The 20,224-nt window shown below is 75.9% G+C and carries 18 protein-coding genes and 1 pseudogene; 13 read left to right on the top strand and 6 right to left on the bottom strand.

Features of this window, described 5'->3' with window-relative positions; genetic code table 11:
* The 3 genes from PYV61_RS06325 to PYV61_RS06315 form a co-directional block, all read left to right on the top strand.
* The coding region (locus PYV61_RS06325) for a DUF885 domain-containing protein (protein ID WP_275829466.1) at window positions 1–1,534 on the top strand (1,534 nt) is incomplete at its 5' end.
* A gap of 1 nt (window position 1,535) precedes the next feature.
* Entirely contained in the window at window positions 1,536–2,114 is a 579-nt protein-coding gene (locus PYV61_RS06320) for a dihydrofolate reductase family protein (RefSeq protein WP_275829464.1), read from the top strand.
* Window positions 2,115–2,137: 23 nt separating this feature from the next.
* The gene (locus tag PYV61_RS06315; protein WP_275829462.1) at window positions 2,138–2,995 is read left to right on the top strand and encodes a hypothetical protein; all 858 of its coding nucleotides are present in this window, start codon (window positions 2,138–2,140) and stop codon (window positions 2,993–2,995) included.
* 56 nt (window positions 2,996–3,051) lie between these two features.
* Here the strand turns inward: PYV61_RS06315 and PYV61_RS06310 are convergent, their stop codons facing one another.
* Complete coding sequence (locus PYV61_RS06310) at window positions 3,052–3,537, bottom strand: cupin domain-containing protein (RefSeq protein WP_275829460.1); 486 nt, start codon at window positions 3,535–3,537, stop codon at window positions 3,052–3,054.
* A 48-nt stretch (window positions 3,538–3,585) separates the two neighbouring features.
* On the bottom strand, window positions 3,586–4,659 hold the full coding sequence (locus tag PYV61_RS06305) for an MBL fold metallo-hydrolase (RefSeq protein ID WP_275829458.1): 1,074 nt from the start codon (window positions 4,657–4,659) through the stop codon (window positions 3,586–3,588).
* A 131-nt stretch (window positions 4,660–4,790) separates the two neighbouring features.
* Between PYV61_RS06305 and PYV61_RS06300 the strand changes: the two genes are divergently transcribed.
* From PYV61_RS06300 to PYV61_RS06275, 6 genes are all read left to right on the top strand, one after another.
* Window positions 4,791–8,573, top strand: a complete 3,783-nt coding sequence (locus tag PYV61_RS06300; RefSeq protein WP_275829456.1) for a TonB-dependent receptor — start codon at window positions 4,791–4,793, stop codon at window positions 8,571–8,573.
* Window positions 8,574–8,683: 110 nt separating this feature from the next.
* The gene (locus PYV61_RS06295) at window positions 8,684–10,051 is read left to right on the top strand and encodes a hypothetical protein (RefSeq protein WP_275829454.1); all 1,368 of its coding nucleotides are present in this window, start codon (window positions 8,684–8,686) and stop codon (window positions 10,049–10,051) included.
* A 165-nt stretch (window positions 10,052–10,216) separates the two neighbouring features.
* The gene (locus tag PYV61_RS06290) at window positions 10,217–10,522 is read left to right on the top strand and encodes an EthD family reductase (protein ID WP_275829452.1); all 306 of its coding nucleotides are present in this window, start codon (window positions 10,217–10,219) and stop codon (window positions 10,520–10,522) included.
* Window positions 10,519–11,037, top strand: a complete 519-nt coding sequence (locus PYV61_RS06285; protein WP_275829450.1) for a cupin domain-containing protein — start codon at window positions 10,519–10,521, stop codon at window positions 11,035–11,037. The genes PYV61_RS06290 and PYV61_RS06285 overlap by 4 nt, the downstream gene beginning before the upstream one ends.
* A 217-nt stretch (window positions 11,038–11,254) precedes the next feature.
* Window positions 11,255–11,746 carry a 3-hydroxyacyl-ACP dehydratase FabZ family protein gene (locus tag PYV61_RS06280; protein WP_275829448.1) on the top strand — a complete coding sequence of 164 codons (492 nt, stop codon included), beginning with the start codon at window positions 11,255–11,257 and terminating at the stop codon, window positions 11,744–11,746.
* A 68-nt stretch (window positions 11,747–11,814) separates the two neighbouring features.
* Window positions 11,815–12,939, top strand: a complete 1,125-nt coding sequence (locus PYV61_RS06275) for a DUF2235 domain-containing protein (protein WP_275829446.1) — start codon at window positions 11,815–11,817, stop codon at window positions 12,937–12,939.
* Window positions 12,940–12,964: 25 nt separating this feature from the next.
* Here PYV61_RS06275 and PYV61_RS06270 read toward each other — a convergent pair whose 3' ends face one another.
* Window positions 12,965–13,234 (bottom strand): hypothetical protein, encoded by a 270-nt coding sequence (locus tag PYV61_RS06270; RefSeq protein ID WP_275829444.1) that lies wholly within the window; start codon window positions 13,232–13,234, stop codon window positions 12,965–12,967.
* 315 nt (window positions 13,235–13,549) lie between these two features.
* Here PYV61_RS06270 and PYV61_RS06265 point away from each other — a divergent pair, with 315 nt between their 5' ends.
* Window positions 13,550–14,083, top strand: a complete 534-nt coding sequence (locus PYV61_RS06265; protein ID WP_275829442.1) for a hypothetical protein — start codon at window positions 13,550–13,552, stop codon at window positions 14,081–14,083.
* A 279-nt stretch (window positions 14,084–14,362) separates the two neighbouring features.
* Here the strand turns inward: PYV61_RS06265 and PYV61_RS26600 are convergent.
* Window positions 14,363–15,100: pseudogene (locus PYV61_RS26600) on the bottom strand (LysR substrate-binding domain-containing protein); the annotation flags it as partial.
* A gap of 85 nt (window positions 15,101–15,185) precedes the next feature.
* Between PYV61_RS26600 and PYV61_RS06260 the strand changes: the two are divergent.
* Window positions 15,186–16,439 carry a multidrug effflux MFS transporter gene (locus tag PYV61_RS06260; RefSeq protein WP_275829440.1) on the top strand — a complete coding sequence of 418 codons (1,254 nt, stop codon included), beginning with the start codon at window positions 15,186–15,188 and terminating at the stop codon, window positions 16,437–16,439.
* Between the two features lie 4 nt (window positions 16,440–16,443).
* On the opposite strand, the gene PYV61_RS06255 is transcribed toward PYV61_RS06260, so the two are convergent.
* Window positions 16,444–18,855, bottom strand: a complete 2,412-nt coding sequence (locus PYV61_RS06255; RefSeq protein ID WP_275829438.1) for a PAS domain-containing protein — start codon at window positions 18,853–18,855, stop codon at window positions 16,444–16,446.
* The gene (locus tag PYV61_RS06250; RefSeq protein WP_275829436.1) at window positions 18,825–19,403 is read right to left on the bottom strand and encodes a DinB family protein; all 579 of its coding nucleotides are present in this window, start codon (window positions 19,401–19,403) and stop codon (window positions 18,825–18,827) included. Before PYV61_RS06250 ends, PYV61_RS06255 begins: the two co-directional genes overlap by 31 nt.
* Window positions 19,404–19,491: 88 nt before the next feature.
* Between PYV61_RS06250 and PYV61_RS06245 the strand changes: the two genes are divergently transcribed.
* Both PYV61_RS06245 and PYV61_RS06240 read left to right on the top strand, forming a co-directional pair.
* Window positions 19,492–19,860, top strand: a complete 369-nt coding sequence (locus tag PYV61_RS06245) for a surface-adhesin E family protein (protein WP_275829434.1) — start codon at window positions 19,492–19,494, stop codon at window positions 19,858–19,860.
* Window positions 19,861–19,927: 67 nt separating this feature from the next.
* Complete coding sequence (locus tag PYV61_RS06240; RefSeq protein ID WP_275829431.1) at window positions 19,928–20,134, top strand: hypothetical protein; 207 nt, start codon at window positions 19,928–19,930, stop codon at window positions 20,132–20,134.
* Window positions 20,135–20,224: the final 90 nt, after the last annotated feature.

Genomic DNA, 20,224 nt, shown 5'->3' with positions numbered 1-20,224 from the left:
GCGCGCCGACCGGCTGTCGGAGGCCGACCGCCTCACGCGCGCCGTGCTGCTGCGCGAGCTCGACGAGGCGATCGAGGGGCTGCGCTTCCCCGACGACCTGATGCCGGTCACGCAGCGCGAGGGGCCGCAGTACCTCGCCGACCTGTTCGACCGGATGCCCGCGGCCACGGCGCGCGACTACGCCGACATCCTGGCCCGGCTGGAGTCGCTGCCCACGGTGCTCGCGCAGACCACCGCGCTCCTCGACAGCGGGCTCGCCCTCGGCGTCACCCCGCCGCGCGTCACGCTGCGCGACGTCCCCGCGCAGGTGGCCGGGCTGGTGCCCGAGGAGGCGCTGCGCTCCCCGCTGCTCGCCCCCTTCGCGCGCATCCCCGCCGCCGTCCCCGCCGCAGAGGCCGAGCGGATCCGCGCGCGCGCCGTCGCGCTGTACGGGGAGTCGGTGCGCCCCGCGTACCTGCGCTTCCGCGACTACCTCGCGACGACCTACGTGCCGCGCGCGCGGGAGGGGCTGGCGGCGACGGACCTCCCCGACGGCGCGGCGTGGTACGCGTACAACGTGAAGGTGCAGACCACCACGACGCGCACCCCCGACGAGATCCACCGCCTCGGGCTGTCGGAGGTGGCGCGCATCCGCGCGGCGATGGACAGCGTCATCCGCGCCGTCGGCTTCGAGGGCGACTTCGCGGCGTTCACGCGCATGCTGCGCACCGACCCGCGCTTCTACCTCCCCGATTCGGCGAGCCTGGTGCGCGCGTACCGCGACGTCGCCAAGCGCATCGACCCCGAGCTGCCGAAGCTGTTCGGCGTGCTCCCGCGCCTCCCGTACGGCGTCGGGACGATCCCGTCGTACGCCGCGCCATCGCAGACCACCGCGTACTACATGCGCGGCTCCCCCGAGGCGCGGCGCGCCGGGATGTACGTCGTCAACACGTACCGCCCCGACATGCGCCCGACCTGGGAGATGGAGGCGCTCACGATCCACGAGGCCGTCCCCGGGCACCACCTGCAGATCGCGCTGGCGCAGGAGCTCGACCTCCCCGCCGTCCGGCGCTACGGCGGCTACACCGCGTTCGTCGAGGGGTGGGCGCTCTACAGCGAGAGCCTCGGCCCCGCGCTCGGGCTGTACAAGGACCCGTACTCCAAGTTCGGCCAGCTGACGTACGAGATGTGGCGCGCCATCCGCCTCGTGCTCGACCCCGCGATCCACACGATGGGGTGGACGCGCGAGCAGGCCATCGCCTACTTCCGCGACAACAGCGCCAAGACCGAGCAGGACATCGCGCAGGAGGTCGACCGCTACATCGCGTGGCCGGGGCAGGCGCTCGCGTACAAGAGCGGGGAGCTGGCCATCAAGGGGCTGCGCGCGCACGCCGAGCGCGAGCTGGGGGAGCGGTTCGACGTGCGTGCGTTCCACGACGCGCTGCTCGGCCAGGGGGCGCTCCCGCTCGACGTGCTGGAGCCCCGCATGCGGGCGTGGGTCGCGGCGCGGGCCGCGCGCACCGCGCGCGCCACACCGACCACCGGAGGACGCTGACGTGCGACGTCTCGTGCTGGAGGAGTGGGTCTCGCTCGACGGGTACGCCGTGGACGCGCGCGGCTCGCTCGACTTCTTCCCGTCGACGGAGCAGAACCGCGCCGCCGACCGCGACCAGCTCGCGTTCCTGGAGCGGGTGGACACCATCCTGCTCGCGCGGAAGTCGTACGAGATGTTCGCCGACTACTGGCCGACGCCGAAGAGCGCGGGCGAGATCATCGCCGACCGGCTGAACGCGCTCCCGAAGGTCGTCTTCTCCAACACGCTGCGCGAGGCGCCGTGGGGCGACGGCCCGCCGGCCACGGTCGTCCCGGGCGACGCGGTGGCGGCGATCCGGGAGATGAAGGCGGCGCCGGGGAAGGACCTCGTGATGTGGGGGAGCCTGTCGCTCGCGCAGCAGCTGATGCGCGCCGACCTGATCGACGAGTACCACGTGCAGATCTGCCCCGTGCTGGTCGGCGGCGGGCGCCCGCTCTTCGCCGACCGCGACGCCCACGCGCGGCTGCGGCTGGTCGAGACGCGGCACTACGAGGGGTCGGGGCTGGCCTACCTGCACTACGAGCCGGTGCGCGACGCGTAGCCCCGACCACCGACCGCCGCGCCATGCTCCTCCCCCTGCTCGTCCTCCTCGGCGGCACGCCCGCGCCGCCCGCGTGCGACTCAACCGTCTTCCGCGCGCCGATCGCCACGGTGACCGACACGCTCGTGCTGACGATCCGCCGCGCCGACGGGAGCGGACGCGCGCTGCCGTCGCCGTGGGCGGAGCTGACGCTGCAGGCGGTGGCCGAGCACCTGGCGCTGCCGCGTCCCGTGCGGCTCCCGGTCTGGACCTCGGTCGCGGCGCCGTCGGCGCGGCCGACGCGCGCCGCGCTGACGCGCGCCGCCGCCGACACGGTCGCGCCGACGCTCGCGAACACGATCCTCGCCGTGGTGACGCCCGCCGGGCGCCTGCGGGAGGACCCGGCGCGGATCGCCGCCTCGCTCGACCAGGGCGCCGACCTCGCGCTGGTGCGGGCGCTGCGGGCCGCCGACAGCGCCCGCGTGCTGCCCCCGGCGTCCGACGGGCGGCGCGACGCGCTGCACGTCTTCGTCGGCTACGCGATCGCGGGGCGCGGCGGCGGCGTGGACTCGGCCGCGCGCGCCCACCCGCTGTCGCTCGTCCGGCGCGACGTGCACGTGCTGTCCGAGACGCCGTGGCCGGTGCCCGGGACGCGCGGCCCCGCGTACCCGCCGGGCGAGCTCGCCAACAACGTCCCGGGGGACGCGACGCTGGAGTTCGTGCTCGACGAGCACGGCGTCCCGTTCGCGCACACCCTGCGGCCGGTGCGCTACACGGGCTGGGGGTTCGCGCGTGCCGCGCTCGAGTTCGTGCCCGGCGCGCGCTTCACGCCGGCGCGCGTCGGCGGGTGCGGGGTGCCGATGCTCGTGCGCCAGCCCTTCGAGTTCCGGCTGACGCGCTGACGGCGTCGCCCGCACGGCGTCGCCCGCACGGCGTCGCGCGCGTCGCGGACGCCGCGTCAGGCCAGCCGCGCGAGGATCGGGAACAGCACCCGGTCCACCACCGCCGGCACCGCCAGCCGGTACTCGTGCCGGTGCGCCCGCAGCAGCCGCGCCAGCCGCGGCAGCGACGGCCGTCCCGTCGGCGACGCGTTCGCCAGCTCGAAGATCCCCGCCAGGAACGGGATGAACGCGCCCGCCGCGTCGACCTCGGCCTCCATCTCCAGCAGGTCGTCGCCGGCGTTCCACCACGCGTGCGGGATCCCCTTCGGCAGGAGGAGCGTGCTCCCCGGCCCGTGCGTGGACGTCGCGCGCCCGACCCGCACCCCCGCCGTCCCGGCCAGCACCCGCCCGCGCTCGTCGGAGCGCAGGTGCACGTGCGGCGGCGGGCCCGGGCGCCCGGGCTCCAGCGAGCCGCGCAGGAAGACGCGGTCGGTGCCGTCGTCCGCGGCCCGCAGGACGAGGCGCTCGGTCGTGTGGCGGTTGACCAGGGTGATCTCGCGCATGGGCGGAAGCTCGGCGCCGCCGCCCGCCGCGTCATGGGTCGACTGACCTCAGCGCTTCCGCACCCCCCGCCACCACGGCTCCACCGGCGGCGGCGCGTCCGGCTCCACCGGCTCCCCCGGCCGCGGCATCACCAGCGCCACCCCCGCCGACTCGGCGGCCGCCAGCACCCGCTCCGCCGGCTCGTCCCAGGCGTGGAAGGCGAGGTTGAACGTCCCCCAGTGGATCGGGAGCAGCAGCGCCCCGCGCAGCGCCTGGTGCGCCGCCACCGCCTGCTCCGGGTCGAGGTGGATGTCCGGCCACGTCGGCCCGTAGGCGCCGATCTTCACCATCGTCAGCGCGAACGGGCCGTGGCGCGCGCCGATGTCGGCGAACCCCTCCCACGGCCCCGAGTCCCCGCTGTGGAAGACGCGCCGCGTCGGCCCGTCGATCACCCAGCTCGCCCACAGGGTGCGGTCGCCGTCGCGCACCGACCGCCCCGAGAAGTGGCGGGCCGGCGTCGCCGTCAGCGTCAGCGCGCCGACGTCCACGCTCTCCTCCCAGTCCAGCTCCGCGATCCGCGACGGCGCGACCCCCCACCGCTCGAGGTGCGCCCCGACCCCCAGCGGCACCACGAACCGCGCCCGCGCGTGCGCCTTGTTGTGCACCAGCGCCCGCACCGCCGCCATGTCCAGGTGGTCGTAGTGGTCGTGCGTGATCAGCACGACGTCCAGCGGCGGGACGGCGCCGAGGGGGAGGGGCGGGGGGTGGAAGCGCCGCGGCCCGACCGCCTGGGAGGGGGAGGCCCGCTCCGCCCAGACCGGGTCCACGAGGACGCGGTGCCCGTCCATCTCGATCAGCGCCGTCGAGTGCCCCAGCCAGGTCGCCCGGAACCCCGAGGCGGGGAGGACGGCCAGCGCCTCCTTGGCCCCCGAGGCGACGGGGAGCGGGGCGGGGGGGACGCGCTGCTCGGGCCCCCCGAGCTGCCGGCGCACCGTCTCGGCCATCGTCCCCGGCAGCGTCTTCCGGGTCGGGACCGGGTTCCGGAACGCCCCGTCCTGGAAGTGCGGGGAGCGCCGCATCCGCTCCAGCCGCGCCCCCTCGGGGGTGCCGCCGAGCGCGAGCAGGAGGTCGGACAGGGCCATGCGGGAGAGTACGCCGTGGGGCGGCCCCAGGCCAATGGGGGTAATGTGTCCGCGGGCGACAACCCTCCGCCGCCGCCGCGGGTCCAAGAGTGCGTCGTGCCGGCCGCCCCCCCCTCCCGCTCCGACCCGCCGTGAGCCCCCGCCGTCCGCCGTCCCCGCTCGTCCCCCTGGCGTGCGCCGTCGCCGCGTCCGTCGCCGTCGCCCCCGCCGCGCTCCGCGCCCAGCAGGTGGACGTCATCCGCGGGCGGATCACCGGCCCCGACTCGGCGTCGGTCGAGGGGGCGGTGGTGCAGGCCACCTCCATCTCGGGCAACGTGACGCGCTCGGCGCGCACCGACCGGCAGGGGCGCTTCACCATCACCTTCCCGAACGGGGACGGCGACTACATGGTGACCGTCGCCGCCGTCGGCTACGCGCAGCGCCGCTTCGAGGTCAAGCGCACCGCCGACCAGGAGATCCTGGTGGCCGACGCGCGCCTCCAGTCGGTGAGCACCGTGCTCGACGCCGTGCGCATCCAGGCGCCGCGCGACCGCGTGTCGCGCAACGACCAGCTGCAGCCCGACATCGGCGGCTCCGAGCGGGCGATCGCCAACGCGGCGGCCACCGTGCCGGCCGACCAGCTGGGCGACCTGGCGGCGATGGCCGCGTCGCTCCCCGGCGTGCAGCTCGTGCCGGGGCAGGACGGGGGCGCCAACGGCTTCTCGGTGCTGGGGCTGGGCGCGGACCAGAACAACACCACGCTCAACGGGATGAACTTCGGCGGCGGCAACCTGCCGCGCGACGCCGCGGTCAGCTCGTCGCTCTCGACGTCGCCGTACGACGTGTCGCGCGGCGGCTTCTCCGGCGCCCAGTTCGGCCTCCGCACCCGCGGCGGCTCGAACTTCGTGACGCGCGGGATGAGCCTCAACCTCGACGCGCCGCAGCTGCAGTGGACCGACCGCGCCGCCCGCGCGCTCGGCCAGCAGTACACCAATCTGTCGCTCGGCGGGCTGGTGTCGGGGCCGATCCGGCCCGACCAGGCGTTCTACTCGCTGTCGTACCAGCTCGGGCGCCGCGCCAACGACTTCCAGAACCTGCTGAACACCGGCGCCCTCGGGCTGCAGTCGGCCGGCGTCGCCGCCGACTCCGCGGCGCGGCTCCTGTCGCTGCTCGACCAGGCGCGCGTCCCGACCACCGTCGGCGGGCTCCCCGGCGACCGGCTGAGCGACAACGGCACCGTGTTCGGCGCGATCGACTTCTCGCCGCCGTCGTCGACGCGCGGGCAGTCGATGACGCTGACGTTCAACGGCGGGTGGAACCGGCAGCGCCCGATGGGCGGCGCCGTCACCGACGTGCCCGCGTTCACCGGCGAGCGCTCGGGGTGGAACGGCGGGCTGCAGGCGCGCCACAGCTCCTACGCCACGATCCTCGGCGTCGGCGTGCTCACCGAGACGACCCTCGGCGCCAGCGCGGGGCGCAGCACGATGTCGCCCTTCCTCGACCTGCCGGGGGCGCGCGTGCGCGTCAACTCGCAGTTCGCCGACGGCACCACCGGGGTGCAGAACCTCGGCTTCGGCGGCAGCCCGATGTTCAACGCCGTGCAGGAGAACTCGACCGTCGGCTACATGAACCAGCTGTCGTGGTTCAGCGCCGACAACAAGCACCGCCTCAAGTTCACCAGCGAGCTGCGGCGCGACGGCTACGCGCAGGACCAGCGCGCCAACTACCTCGGCTCGTTCGCGTACAACTCGCTGGCCGACCTGCAGGCCGGGCGCCCCGCGTCGTACAGCCGCCTGCTGACGCCGCGCGCCAGCAGCGGCGGCCTGCTGGTCGGCGCCGTCTCGCTCGGCGACGCCTTCCGGTACAGCAACGACCTGCAGCTGCAGTACGGCGTGCGCCTCGACGCCAACCGCTTCCTCGCCGACCCGCAGCGCAACCCCGAGGTCGAGCGGCTGTTCGGCGCGCGCAACGACCGCACCCCCGACCGGGTGTACGTGAGCCCGCGCCTCGGCTTCTCCTGGCAGTACGGGCAGGCGCCGCAGATCCCCGGCTTCGAGGGGGCGGTGCGCGGCCCGCGCGCGGTGGTGCGCGGCGGCGTCGGCGTCTTCCAGGGGCTCCCCGGCGCGCAGCAGGTCAGCGGGATGCTCGAGAACACCGGGCTCGCCGGCGCGGTGCAGCAGCTGTCGTGCGTCGGCGCCGCCACCCCGACGGCCGACTGGTCGGCGTGGGCGGCCAACGCGGGCAGCGTCCCCACGACCTGCGTCGACGGCACCACCGGCAGCGTGTTCGCCAACGCCGCGCCCAACGTCTCGCTGTTCGCCCGCGACTTCGCGGCGGCGCGCTCGCTGCGCTCCAACCTGCAGTGGAGCGGCCCGCTCCTCGACAACCGCCTCACGGCGACGGTCGACGGGACGTACTCGCGCAACCTGAACCAGCCCGGCACGGTCGACCTCAACTTCGCGCCGACGCAGCAGTTCGTGCTGGTCGACGAGGGCGGCCGCCCGGTGTACGCGCGCCCCGCCAGCATCGTCCCGCTCACCGGCGCCATCGCCGGGCGCGAGGCGCGCGTGTCGCAGGACTTCGCCCGCGTCGGCGAGCTGCGCTCCGACCTGCGCTCCGAGAGCCGCCAGCTCCAGCTGCGCGTCAACCCGAGCACCTTCAGCGCCAAGTTCCTCTGGAGCGCGGCGTACACGTACAGCAACGTGCGCGAGCAGGTGCGCGGCTTCTCCAGCACCGCCGGCAACCCGCTCGACGTCGAGTGGGCGCGCGGCTCCTTCGACTCGCGCCACCAGGTCCAGTACACCCTCGGCTACAACTTCTGGGACGCGGTGCGCGTGAACTGGTTCGGGCAGTTCCGCTCGGGGCTCCCGTTCACGCCGACGATCGCCGGCGACGTCAACGGCGACGGCTACGCCAACGACCGCGCCTTCGTCTTCGACCCGGCGCGCACGAGCGACCCCGCGGTCGCCTCGGCCATGCAGCAGCTGCTCGGCAGCGGCCCCGCGGCGGCGCGCGACTGCCTGCGCAGGCAGGTCGGCGCGCTCGCCGGCCGCAACTCGTGCCAGGGGCCGTGGACGTCGTCGGCGATCCTGTCGCTGACCTTCAACCCGGTGAAGTTCCGCATGCCGCAGCGCGCCACCGTGTCGCTGCAGGTCAGCAACCCGCTCGGCGCCGCCGACATGCTGCTCAACGGCGAGGACGGGCTGAAGGGGTGGGGGCAGCAGAACTTCCCCGACCAGTCGCTCCTGTACGTGCGCGGCTTCGACCCCCAGACGCAGCGCTACCGCTACGAGGTCAACCAGCGCTTCGGCGAGACGAGCCCGCAGCGCAGCGCGTTCCGCGCCCCGGTGACGGTGACGGCGATGATGCGCTTCGACGTCGGCCCGACGCGCGAGCGCCAGCTGCTGACGCAGCAGCTCGACCGCGGCCGCCGCACCAACGGCACCAAGGCCCCGGAGCAGCTGCTGCGGGCGATGTACGCCGGCGGCGGGATCCCGAACCCGATGGCGACGATCCTCCGCCAGCAGGACTCGCTGCGGCTCACCGGCCCGCAGGCCGACAGCATCGCCACGCTCAACCGCTGGTTCACGATCCGCAGCGACTCGATCTGGACGCCCGTCACCAAGTACCTCGGCGCGCTCCCCGACGACTACGACCACGGCGCCGCGTACGACCGCTGGCTGCGCGCGCGCCAGGCCTCGATCGACCTGCTGGCGCGGCTCGCCCCGCACGTGCGCGGCCTGCTCACCGCCGACCAGCACCGCCGGCTCCCCGCGTTCGTGGCCGGCTACCTCGAGCCCCGCTACCTCGCCTCGATCCGCTCCGGCACCGCCAGCTTCACCGGCGGCGGCATGATGATGGGCGGGGGCGGCGGCCAGGTGATGATGGGCGGCGGCGGCGGGGGCGGGGTCGAGCGCGTGATCATCCGGCAGTGAAGAGCGCTGCGGGCTGCGGGCTGCGGATTCCGAACCCGCAGTCCGCAGTCCGCAGTCCGCAGTCCGCGGTCCGCATGTCGCAGCAAGCAGTCCTCCACACACATTCCACCATGCGCCGTCTCCCCCTCCTCGCGCTCGCGCTCGCCCCGGCGGCCGCGCACGCCCAGCCCCGCCCGCCCATCCGCCCGCTCGGGCCGGTGGTCGCCACGTCGTCCGCGCCGATCGGCCTCGTGACGTCGGTGCGCGCGCTCCCCGGCGGGCGCGTGCTGCTCAACGACGCCCTGCAGCGCCGCGTCGTCCTCCTCGACTCGACGCTCGCCGCCGCGGCCGTCATCGCCGACACCACGCCGGCCACCGGGAACGCGTACGGCGGGCGCATCGGGGGGCTCATCCCCTACCGCGGCGACTCGACGCTGTTCGTCGACGCGCAGTCGATGTCGATGCTGGTCATCGACCCGGCGGGGAAGGTCGGGCGCACGATGTCGGTGCCGCGCGCGCAGGACGCCAACGCGCTGGTGAGCGCCGCGTTCGGCACCCCGGGCTTCGACGCCAGGGGGCGCCTCGTGTACCGCGCGATGCCGCAGTTCCGCTTCGCCGGCGGCGCGCCGGGCGCGGCCCCGGGCGGCGGCGCGCGCGCCTTCGCGCCCCCCGAGATGCCCGACTCGGCGCCGCTCGTGCGCGTCGACCTCGTCTCGCGCGCCGTCGACACGCTGGCGTTCGTGAAGACGCCCAAGATCAGGATGCAGATCACCGAGAGCGGCGACGGGCGCATGTCGATGCAGTCGCTCGTCAACCCGCTCCCGGTCGTCGACGACTGGGCCGTGCTGAGCGACGGCTCGGTGGCGATCGTGCGCGGCCGCGAGTACCGCGTCGACCTGGTCGGCGCCGACGGCAAGCTGCAGACGCTCCCGAAGGTCTCCTTCGACTGGCAGCGGCTGACCGACGAGCAGAAGTCGGCGTTCATCGACTCGGTGAAGGCGCAGCGCGCGCGCATGGGCGCCGTCGGCGGGATGGACATGGCCGCGATGGGCCCGCGCATCGTGATGAACTTCGACGGCCCGGGCGGCCCCGGCGGCCCGCCGCCGCGCGGCGGGGGCGAGCAGCGGCGCGTGGTCGAGGGCGGGGCCAACACCACCGTGGTCGGCGGCCCGAACGGCGCCACCAACATGCCCGCCCCGCCCCCGCTGCAGTTCGTCGACCCGAGCGAGCTCCCCGACTACCGCCCGGCCTTCCTCGCCAACGCGTCGCGCGCCGACGCCAGCGGCAACGTCTGGGTCCGCACCACCGCCGCCCCCACCCAGGCCGGCGCGCTCGTCTACGACGTCGTGAACGCCAAGGGCGAGCTGGTCGACCGCGTGCAGACGCCGCCGGGGCGCCAGATCATGGGCTTCGGGCCCGATGGCTCGGTCTACCTCGTGGCGCGCGAGGGGACGGGGCCCACGGCGACGACGACGCTGGAGAGGGCGAGGATCAAGTGAGAGCCTGGTAGGGCGTGGTCCGATACGGCGTGGTCTGATACGGCGTGACCTTCGGCCTTCCGGCTGGGGGCTCACGCCGTATCTGTTCACGCCGTACCCGACCACGCCGTACCCGACCACGCCGTATGCGAGAACGCCGTACCTGACCACGCCCCACCTGGCCCCATGCCGACTCTCCAGGTCCTCTACCCGACCCCGACCGACGCCGCGACGTTCGACCGCCGCTACCGGGAGGAGCACGCGCCGATGGTCGCCGAGCGGATGCCGACGGCGCGCTTCCGGGCGTGGCACGTCGCGGGCGCGCCCGGCGGCGGCCCGGCCCCGTACCACCTCGTCGCCCACCTCGAGTTCGACAGCGCCGAGGCGATGCAGGCGGCGCTCGGCAGCCCGGGCGGGCGCGCGACGGCGAGGCACGCGTTCGAGATCTCGACCGGCGGGGCCCCGGTGTTCCTCGTCTCCGATCCCCTGTGACGTCGGCCGCCTCCCCGCTGGTCGCCGCGCCCGACGCCGGGACCGCCGCCGACATCCGCCGCTTCCGTACCCGGGTGCGCGTCCGCGCCGAGGCGAGCGGCGGCGCCGCGTCGGTGCTCGAGCACACGCTCGACGCGGGCTGCGTCGCGATGCCGGTGCACCGCCACGCCGGCGTCTGCGAGGTGCTGCACGTCCTCGAGGGGACGCTCTGGCTCTGGCTCGACGGCGAGGAGCGCCGCCTCCCCGCCGGGAGCAGCGCCGTCGTCCCCCCCGGCGCGCGCCACACCTTCTGGGTCGACGTCGACGCGCCGCGCCCCGCGCGCGTCCTGGTCGTCGCCTCCCCCGGCGGGATGGAGCGCTACTACGAGGACGTCGCGGCCCACGTCCCCGACGCCGCCACCGGACGCGGCCCCGACATGGCGGGCGTGCTCGCCGCCGGCGCGCGTCACGGCGTCGAGGCGGAGCTGCCGAGTCTCTACGAGCTGATCGCGCGGCACGGGCTGTCACTCGCGTGATAGACCGGACGGCGTGGTCCGGTACGGCGTGGTCCGGAACGGCGTGGTCCGGAACGGCGAGACCCTCGCCTGTCGGAGTCGGCTCACGTGGCACCGGACCACGCCGTATCAGACCACGCCGTATCAGACCACGCCGTATCAGACCACGCCCCACCAGGCCACGCCCCACCCGACCACGCCCTCCTCGCCGACCCGTCCCCCGGCTAACGTGTGAGCGATGGCCGACCCGCTCCCCCTCCCTCTCCCCGTCGCGCGCTACGACGCCGACACCCTCCCGGGGCTGCTCGCGCACCGCTACCCGATCCTCCTCGTCGACCGCATCGACGTGATGGCGCGCGGGCAGCGCGTGGTCGGGCACCGGCAGGTCACGGGGAACGAGTGGGCGACCGGCGGCGTCGCGGGGTTCGGCGGCGCGGGGTGGGAGCCGGGGCTCCCCGGCGTGCTCGTCGTCGAGGCGCTCGCGCAGACCAGCGCCGCGCTGCTCGTCGACCTCGTCGACACCTCGGCCGGCGTCGTCGGCTACTTCGCGGGGCTCGAGCGCGTGCGGCTGCGCGGCCGCGCCCGCGCCGGCGAGACGCTGGCCCTCGAGGTCACGCTGCGCGCCTTCAAGCGCGGCGTGGCGAAGCTGCGCGGCGCCGCGCGCGTCGTCGACGACGGCCGCGTCGTCGCCACCGCCGACTTCACGACCGTGGTGCGCCCGCGCGGCTGACGCCGACCCTTGACGCGTCGCGCCGCGCGCCCCACGATGGCGGCGACTCGCGGCAGCGGAGGCGTCGCATGAAGCGGCTCGTGGTGTGTGCCGACGGCACCTGGAACTCGAAGGACCACGCGAAGGACGACGGCGCGGGGCTCACCAACGTCGCCAAGCTCGCGCGCGCGGTCGCCGAGCGCGACGCGGCGGGCGTCGAGCAGCGCACGTACTACCACGAGGGCGTCGGCGTCGGCCCCTGGCACGAGAAGGTGCTCGGCGGCGCCTTCGGCGTCGGCCTCTCTCGCAACGTGCAGGCGTGCTACGGGTGGCTCGTCGACCAGTACGAGCCCGGCGACCAGCTCTTCCTCTTCGGCTTCAGCCGCGGCGCCTACACCGCGCGCTCGATCGCCGGGCTGGTGCGCAACAGCGGGCTGCTGAAGCGCGAGCACCGCGCGCGCGTCGAGGAGGCGTACGCGCTGTACCGCGACCGCGCCCCCGACGCGCACCCGCGCGCCGCCAAGTCGGTCGCCTTCCGCCAGGCGTACGCGCACGAGCCGCGCATCCACTGCCTCGGCGTGTGGGACTCGGTGGGCGCGCTCGGCGTCCCCACCAGCGGCCCGGTCGGGTGGTGGACCCGGCGGAAGTACGGCTTCCACGACGTCGGGCTGTCGGCGCGCGTCGACCACGCCTTCCACGCCCTCGCCATCGACGAGCGCCGCAAGCCGTTCGCGCCGTCGCTGTGGGAGATCCCCGACGCCGACCTGACGCCCGGGCGCACGCAGGTCGTCGAGCAGGTGTGGTTCGCCGGCGTGCACGCCAACGTCGGCGGCGGCTACGCCGACTGCGGGCTCTCCGACGCCGCGCTCGCCTGGATGATCGACCGCGCCGCGGGCGCGGGGCTCGCCTTCCGCCCCGGCGCCGCCGACGCGCTCCGCGCGCGCTGCGACGGCACGCTCCACGACTCGATGTCGACCTTCTACAAGGTCATGGGCGAGCACCGCCGCCCCATCCGCGCGGAGCGGAGGGGCGGCGACGGGCGGCCCGCCCACACCTTCGAGGCGGTGCACCCGAGCGTGTTCGAGCGCCGCCGCTCGGCGTCCCCGGCGTACGACCCGGAGAACCTGCGCGACTACGTCGCGCGCCACGGCGAGCCGGCGCCGCCCCCCGCGCTCCCCCCCGCGCAGCGGACGGACGCCGGCGTCCGGGCCTGACGACGCGCTGACCGCGGCGCCGCGGTCAGCGGCGCCCGCCGAGGTCGCGCTCCGCCTCCTGCTCGACCTCCTCGGCCTGCGCGTCGTCCTGGCACGAGCAGTCGCCGGGCTGCGGGATGTCGCGCGGGGCGAGCGACGGGAGCAGCCACTCGCGCGCCTCGTCGGTGAGGTCGTCCACCGGCAGGCGCATGGGCTTCATGGCGACGAATCGCAGCACGACCGTGTTGCCCTTCAGGATGGCGGCCAGCACCTCATCGCGGTGGATGCGGAGACGGGGAGTCACGGTCACGAGCACGGGTCAACCCTCGAGTGAAACGTCCAACGAGCAGCGGGCGAGCGGACGCGGAACGCCCCTCGCAACATACCGAAAATAAGCCGAAGCGACAGCGGCGGCCGAATCCCGTCGGCGCCGCGCGCGAGGAGTGCTGGTACCCCCGGAGGACGGGGGCGGTCCGGCTCAGCCGTGGGCGGCCGGCGGGCTAACGAAGGGGCGGCGGGCGGACGCTGCCGCCCCGCCGCGGACGTGGTCGGACGGGCGCGTCCGGTGTATCCTGCGTGGCCGGACCGCCGCCCGACTGCGGCGCAATGGTCGTTCCCGCCCGCCGTTCCGATGCCCCCCGATTCGCAGCCCGCCGTCGATCCGTCCGCCGTCCCCGACTGTCCCAAGTGCCAGGGGGCGATGTGGGACAACCGGGAGAACAAGCGCAATCCGCGCGCGCCCGACTTCAAGTGCAAGGACGCCGCGTGCGGCGGCGTGATCTGGCCCCCGCGCGACCCCAACGCGGCGCCCCCCGAGCCGCGCGCCGCCGCCGGCACCGACGACGACCCGGCCTGCCCGGTCTGCGGCGGGCGCATGTGGGACGACCGGACCAGCAAGCGCAACCCGCGGGCGCCCGACTTCAAGTGCCGCAACAAGCCCAAGTTCCAGGGCGGCGAGGGGTGCCCCGGCGTGATCTGGCCCCCGCGCGAGGGGGAGGCCCCCCGCCGCGCCGCCGCCCCCGCTGGCGCCCCCGCCCCGTCGCGCGCACCGGCCGCCCGCCCGCAGCCCGCCCGCCCGAGCGCCCCGCCCCCCAAGATGGACTGGGGCCCGGTCTCGGACGCCGACGCGCCGACGGATTACGACGACGACGAGTTGCCGTTCTGATACGGTAAGGCGAGGTCGGGTACTACGAACTCGGAGACTGCGAACTCGGGTGGGGCGAACTCGGAACGTGCGAGCTCGCCCCACCCGAGTTCGTGGTACCCGAGCTCGCCGTTCCCGAGTTCGCTCCACCCGTACTCGCCGTTCCCGACTTCGCCTCACCGAGCACTTCCACAAACCTCCCCACCGTCGGCGCCGCCTCCCCCCGGTGCGCCGCCACCAGCGGCAGCCGGAGCGCCGGCTCCGCAGCGGGCGGAACGCGACCCCGGGCCGCCCCACCCGCTCGGCGGACGCGGGGACCAGCGTCACCCCGAGCCCGGCACTCACCAGCGCCACCAGCGCGTCGAGCTGCCGCGCCTCCTGGGCCACGCGCGGCGCGAAGCCGGCGGCGGCGCACGCCGCGGTGATCACGGCCCCGAGCCGCGTCGGCGTCCGCGCCGGCACCAGCACCCACGGCTCGTCCGCCAGCTCGGCCAGGTCGAGCGCCGCGCGGGCCGCCAGCGGGTGGCCATCGGGGAGCGCCACCACGACAGCATCGTCGGAGACGGGCGCCACCGACAGGTTGCCGACCGGTGGGGGCGGGCCGATCGCCACGTCGAGGGTGCCCGAGCGCAGCATGCGCAGTTGCTGGTGCGGCAGCCGCTCGTGCAGCGTGACCGCCACCGCCGGATACCGCTCCCGGTAGGCGCGCAGCACCGACGGCAGCACCCCCCACAGCGCCACGTCCACGTAGCCGATCCGCAGCCGGCCGGCGGCGCCGGCCGCCGCGCGCCGGGCCGCCCGCCCCGCGGCCGCCGCCTGGGCCAGCGTCCGCCGCGCCTCGACCAGGAACACGCGGCCGGGCTCGGTCAGCGCCACCGAGCGCCGCGTCCGCGCCAGCAGCAGCACCCCCAGCTCGCGCTCCAGCGCCGCCACCTGCTGGCTCAGCGCCGGCTGCGCCACGTGCAGCCGTGCCGCCGCCCGCCCGAAGTGCAGCTCCTCGGCGACCGCCACGAAATAGCGGAGATGACGCAGCTCCATCCCGGGCTCCTGTGATAATCTCGGCTTATCACGGCGACGCCAGGAAGTCTTGGACGCCGACGCCCGGTCGCGCTACCCTGCGTCCATGACCCGACTCCGCCCCCACGGCGTGGGCTTCACGCTCCTCCTCGGCAGCCTCGTCACCCTGGCGGCGTTCTCGACCGACATGGGGCTCCCCGTGCTCGCGGAGACCGGCGCCTCGCTCGGCGTCCCCGCCAGCACCGCCGCGCTGACGCTCAGCGTCTTCATGGCCGGGTTCGCCCTCGGGCCGCTGCTCTTCGGCCCCGTCTCCGACCGGGTCGGGCGCCGCCCCGTGATGCTGGCCGCCGTCGCCACCTTCGCCGGCTTCGGCGCGCTCGGCGCCTTCGCCGGGTCGCTCCCCGCGCTCCTCGCCTGGCGCTTCCTCATGGGGGCCGCCGCCGGCGCCTGCCAGGTGCTCGTCCTCGCCACCGTCCGCGACCGCTTCTCGGGCGCCGAGGCGCGGGCGCGGCAGTCGTACGTCAACCTGGCGGCCGGCGTCGCGCCCATCGTCGCCCCCACCCTCGGCGTGTGGGTCGCGGCGGCCGGCGGGTGGCGCGGGATCTACGGCGTCCTCGCCGCCGGCGGGCTGGTGCTGCTCGCCGCCGCCGCGCGCCACTTCGACGAGTCGGCGCCGCGCGCCGCCGCCGCCCTCACCGTGCGCGGCACGCTCGCCAACTACGCGCGCGTCCTCCGCCACCCGGTGAGTCTCGGGCACTCGCTCGTCGTCGCCCTCGGCTTCGGCGCGCTGTTCGCCTACGTCTCCGGCTCGTCGCTAGTCCTCATCGGGCTGATGGGCGTGCCGCGCGGCACGTACGGGCTCCTGTTCGCCCTGCCGTCGCTCGGGCTGATGGCGGGCGCGTTCGTCAACGCGCGCCTCGCGCGCCGCGGCGCCGCGCCGGCGACGCTCATCGGCGCCGGGCTCGCGGCGCAGGGCGCGGTGGCGCTCGTGCTGCTCGCGCTCGCGGCGTCGCGCGCGCTCGGCCCGCTCGCCCTCGTCGGGCTGCTCGTCGTCAACAACCTCGCGCAGGGCGTCGTGCGCCCCAACGCCGCGCAGGGCGCGCTCGAGCCGACCCCCGACATCGCCGGCACCGCGAGCGCCGTGCTCACCGGGCTGCAGATGCTCGTCGGCGCCGGCGCCAGCGCGCTCGCCGCCGCGCTCTTCGACGGGCGCACCGCGGTCGCGATGACCGGCACGATGGCCGTCTGCATCGCCGCCGCGGCGGCCGTGCACGCGTTCGTGGTGCGCCCCGCCGAGCGGCGGCTGTCGCGCGCGGCGCCGGGCGGCCCGGCGGCGGCGGCGGTCGCGCGCGCCGCCTGACCGGTCAGCGCCGCGCCGCGCCGTCGAGCACCGCCGCCAGCGCCTCGATCAGCGTCGCGGTGACGAACGGCTTCTCGACGAACCGCTCGCCGGGGCCGAGCGGGCCCGGCACCTCGTCGGCGTAGCCCGACAGGAAGACGACGCCGAGGTCCGGGCGCTCGGCGCGCAGCCGCGCGACCAGCTCGCGCCCGCCCATCTCCGGCATGCGCAGGTCGGTGATGACCGCCGAGATCTCGCCGGCGTGCCGCCGCCACGCCTGCAGCGCGTCGCCGCCGTGCCGCGCCTCCAGCACGCGGTGCCCGTGCCGCTCCAGCGCGCGCCGCAGCAGCGCCCGCACCGGCGCCTCGTCCTCCGCCACCAGCACCGTCGCCGGCGCGCCCGCGCGCGTCCCGTCGCCCGGGCGGCGGCCCACCACGGTCTCGTCGCCGGCGTCGGCGGCGGGGAGCAGGATCGTCACCTGCGTCCCCGCGCCCGGCGCCGACGTCACGCGCACGCCGCCCCCCGCCTGCTGCACGATGCCGAGCACCGTGGAGAGGCCGAGCCCCGTGCCGGCGCCGACCGCCTTGGTCGTGAAGAACGGCTCGAACGCGCGGGCGCGCGTCGCGTCGTCCATCCCGTGCCCGCTGTCGCGCACCGTCAGGCGCACGTAGCGCCCGTCGTCGCGGGCCGCGAGCCCGTCCCACGCCGCCGCCTCGCCGGGCGTCAGCCGCGCCGGCGCCACCTCGACCTCCACCGCGCCGCCGCCGCCCGCGTGCCCGTGCCGCGGCTCCAGCATCGCGTCCCGCGCGTTGACGACGAGGTTCATCAGCACCTGCTCCAGCTGCCCGGGGTCGGCGTGCACCGCCAGCGCCTCGTCGGCGACGTGCACGGCGAGCACGATCTCCTCGCCGATCACGCGCCGCAGCAGCTTCTCCGCGCCGCGCACCAGCTCCGCGACGCGCAGCCGCTCGGGGCGCACCGGCTGCCGCCGGCTGAACGCGAGCAGCTGCCGCACCAGCCCGCGCGCGCGCTCGGCGGCGTGCGCGATCTCCGCCGCGTCGCCGCGCGCCGCGTGGTCGGGGGGCAGCCCCGGCGGCAGGTCCGCCTGCAGGAACTCGAGGTTCCCGCCGATGACGGTGAGCAGGTTGTTGAAGTCGTGCGCGACGCCGCCGGCCAGCCGCCCCACCGCCTCCATCTTCTGCGCCTGGCGCAGCCGCTCCTCGAGGTCCACGCGCGCCGTCACGTCGGCGGCGAGCACGATGCGCGCGGGGCGCCCGCCGTAGGTCGTGTTCTGCGCCGCCAGCTCCACGTCCACCACGCGCCCGTCGCGCGTGCGGTGCCGGGTCTGGAAGCGCGCCAGCGACCGCTCGCCGCGCGCCAGCTCCTCGCGCGCGCCCGCGAGCGCGTCGTGCAGCTCGCGCAGCGTCTCGGCCGGGCGCAGCGCCTCCACCGACATCCCGACGAACGCGTCGCGCGGCCAGCCGTAGTGCGCCACCGCCGCCTCGTTCACGTCGAGCACGCGCAGCGTCTCGAGGTCGAACACCCACATCGGCAGCGGGGCGTCCACGAACAGCGCCCGCGCGCGCGCCCGGCTCTCGCGCAGCGCCTCCGCGAGCGCCTCGGCGCGGCGCAGCGACCGCACGCGCTCCGTCACCTCGACCCCCACCGCGACCAGCCCCGCGACGGCGCCGTCGGCGTCGCGCAGCGGGTGGTAGACGAACGAGAACCAGTAGTCCTCGGGCGCCCCGTCGCCGTCGCGGTCGAGCGGCAGCCGGTAGTCGGTGATCGAGCGCGGCGCGCCGGCGTCCAGCACCTCCTGCAGCAGCGCCAGCAGCCCGCCGTCGGCCTCGGGGAGGACGTCGCGCACGCGCCGCCCGACCGCCCGGCGCCCGACCGGGAGGATCTCCAGGCCGCGCGGGTTCACGAGGTCGAACACCGCGTCGGCGATCGTGCGCCCGCGCACCACCGCGACCGCCACCGGCGCCTGCTCGAACACGCTGCGCACCCACGCCTCGCGCTCGCGCAGCGCCCGCTCCGCGCGCTCGGCGTGCACGCGCGCGGTGACGTCGCGCAGCAGGAGCGCCAGCCCGCCGTCGCCGGTGGGGTACGCGCGCACCTCCAGGTGGAGGTCGTACCCCTCGCCGGTGTAGTGGGTGACGAAGCGCGCCTCGGCGCCCTCGTCGACCACGCGGCGGAACTCGCGCCCGGCCTCGCTGTCGGCCGTCGCCGGGAACACCTCCCACAGCGAGCGGCCGAGCGCCTCCTCGCGCGTCTTGCCGACCAGCCGCAGGGCGGCCGGGTTGACGTACGTGTAGCGGAACTCGCGGTCGGTCAGGGCGAAGGCGTCGTCGATGCGCTCGAGCGCCCGCGCCGCCTCCGCGCCCGGGGCGCCTCCGGGGGCGGCGCTCAGTCGTTCCCCCCGCCGGCCCCGCTCCACGGAGGCACGATCCCGTTCGTGCGCGCGTAGGCGATCGACTGGCCGAGGTGCTCGTGCGCGTGCGTCGCCATGAGGACCAGGACCCCGCGCTTGGTCGACGGGCGCCCGAACAGCGTCACCGGCGCCGAGAGCTGGTCGTCGGCGACGCCCAGCACGGCCTGCTTGGCGTAGGCGAACGACTCGCGCAGGTGCTTCACCACCGCGGCCTTGTCGGTGACCGTCTTCTCGCTGTCCGGCGTGAGCGTGAGCCCGGCGGCGCGCGCCGCGCCGGCGATCGGCGGGATCATGTAGTTGGCGCCGGCCATGTGCATGAACACCTCGCTGGTCGAGCGCACGCCGGCGGCGGGGCGCCAGCCGTACTTGTCCTGCGGCGTCGCCTCGGCGAGGGCGATCAGCTTCTTCTCGGCGTCCTCGAGCTGCGCCACGAGGTCCTGCCGGATGCCGGCGGCGGCGGCCGGCGCGGCCGCCGCGGGGGCCTGGGCGGCGAGCGGGGCGAGCGGGGCGGCGAGGAGCGCGCCCGCGGCGACGGTGCGGAGGAGGAGTCGCATGGGTGGGGTGGGTGGGAGGGGCGGACCCCCCGACGATGCGCACCCCGGGCGCGTTGCGCCACCCCGCGGCGGTCGCCATCGTCCGTGCATGCGCGCCCTGCTCCTCCTCTCCCTCCTCGCCGCGCAGCCGCGCTGGCAGGAGATCGGCAAGACCGTCGTCGGCAACCCCGTCCTCCTCGACCGCCGCACGCTGGCGACGAAGGACGGGCTCACCACCGCCACGCTGCGCGTGACGTTCGTGAAGCCCGTGAAGTCGCCGCGCGGCGAGCTGACCAGCTCGCGCACGATCGTGCGCGTGAACTGCGCGAAGCGCGAGCTGGCCGTGCTCGAGAACTGGTACTTCCACGACGAGAAGGCCAACCGCGTCTACGAGCACAAGAAGATCGCGCAGCCCGGCTTCGCGAAGGCGTTCGAGGGGTCGATGCAGGGGGTGGCGGTGGGGCACCTGTGCAGTTGACGGTTCGGTGAAGCGGGAGTCGCGACTCCCGCCGTCGATCGCCCGCCCCCACCCCTCCCGCCTCCCCGTGTCCCCCCGCCTCCTCTCCATCCTCGCCCCCATCCTCTGCCTGCTGACGGGCGCCTTCGCGCTCTACCAGCTGTGGGTGGCGGGGATCGCGCTGCGCGTCCAGAACTGGGCGTTCGCGGCGTTCTACCTCGTGTTCGGGCTGGCGGGGCTCGCGGTCACGACGGCGCTCTGGCGGCTGCGCCGGGGGCTGCGGCCGCCGCGCTGAGCCGCCGGGCGCGGCGCGTCAGAGTCCGGTGAGCGCCGCGGGCGGAGCGATGCGCCCGCCGGCGCGCGCCAGCACCGTGCGCGCATGACG

It is taken from the genome of Roseisolibacter sp. H3M3-2, from assembly GCF_029211165.1.
Lineage (GTDB): Bacteria > Gemmatimonadota > Gemmatimonadetes > Gemmatimonadales > Gemmatimonadaceae > Roseisolibacter.
The sequence above is the reverse complement of the archived record's forward strand: the minus strand, read 5'-3'. Positions and strand labels throughout refer to the sequence as shown.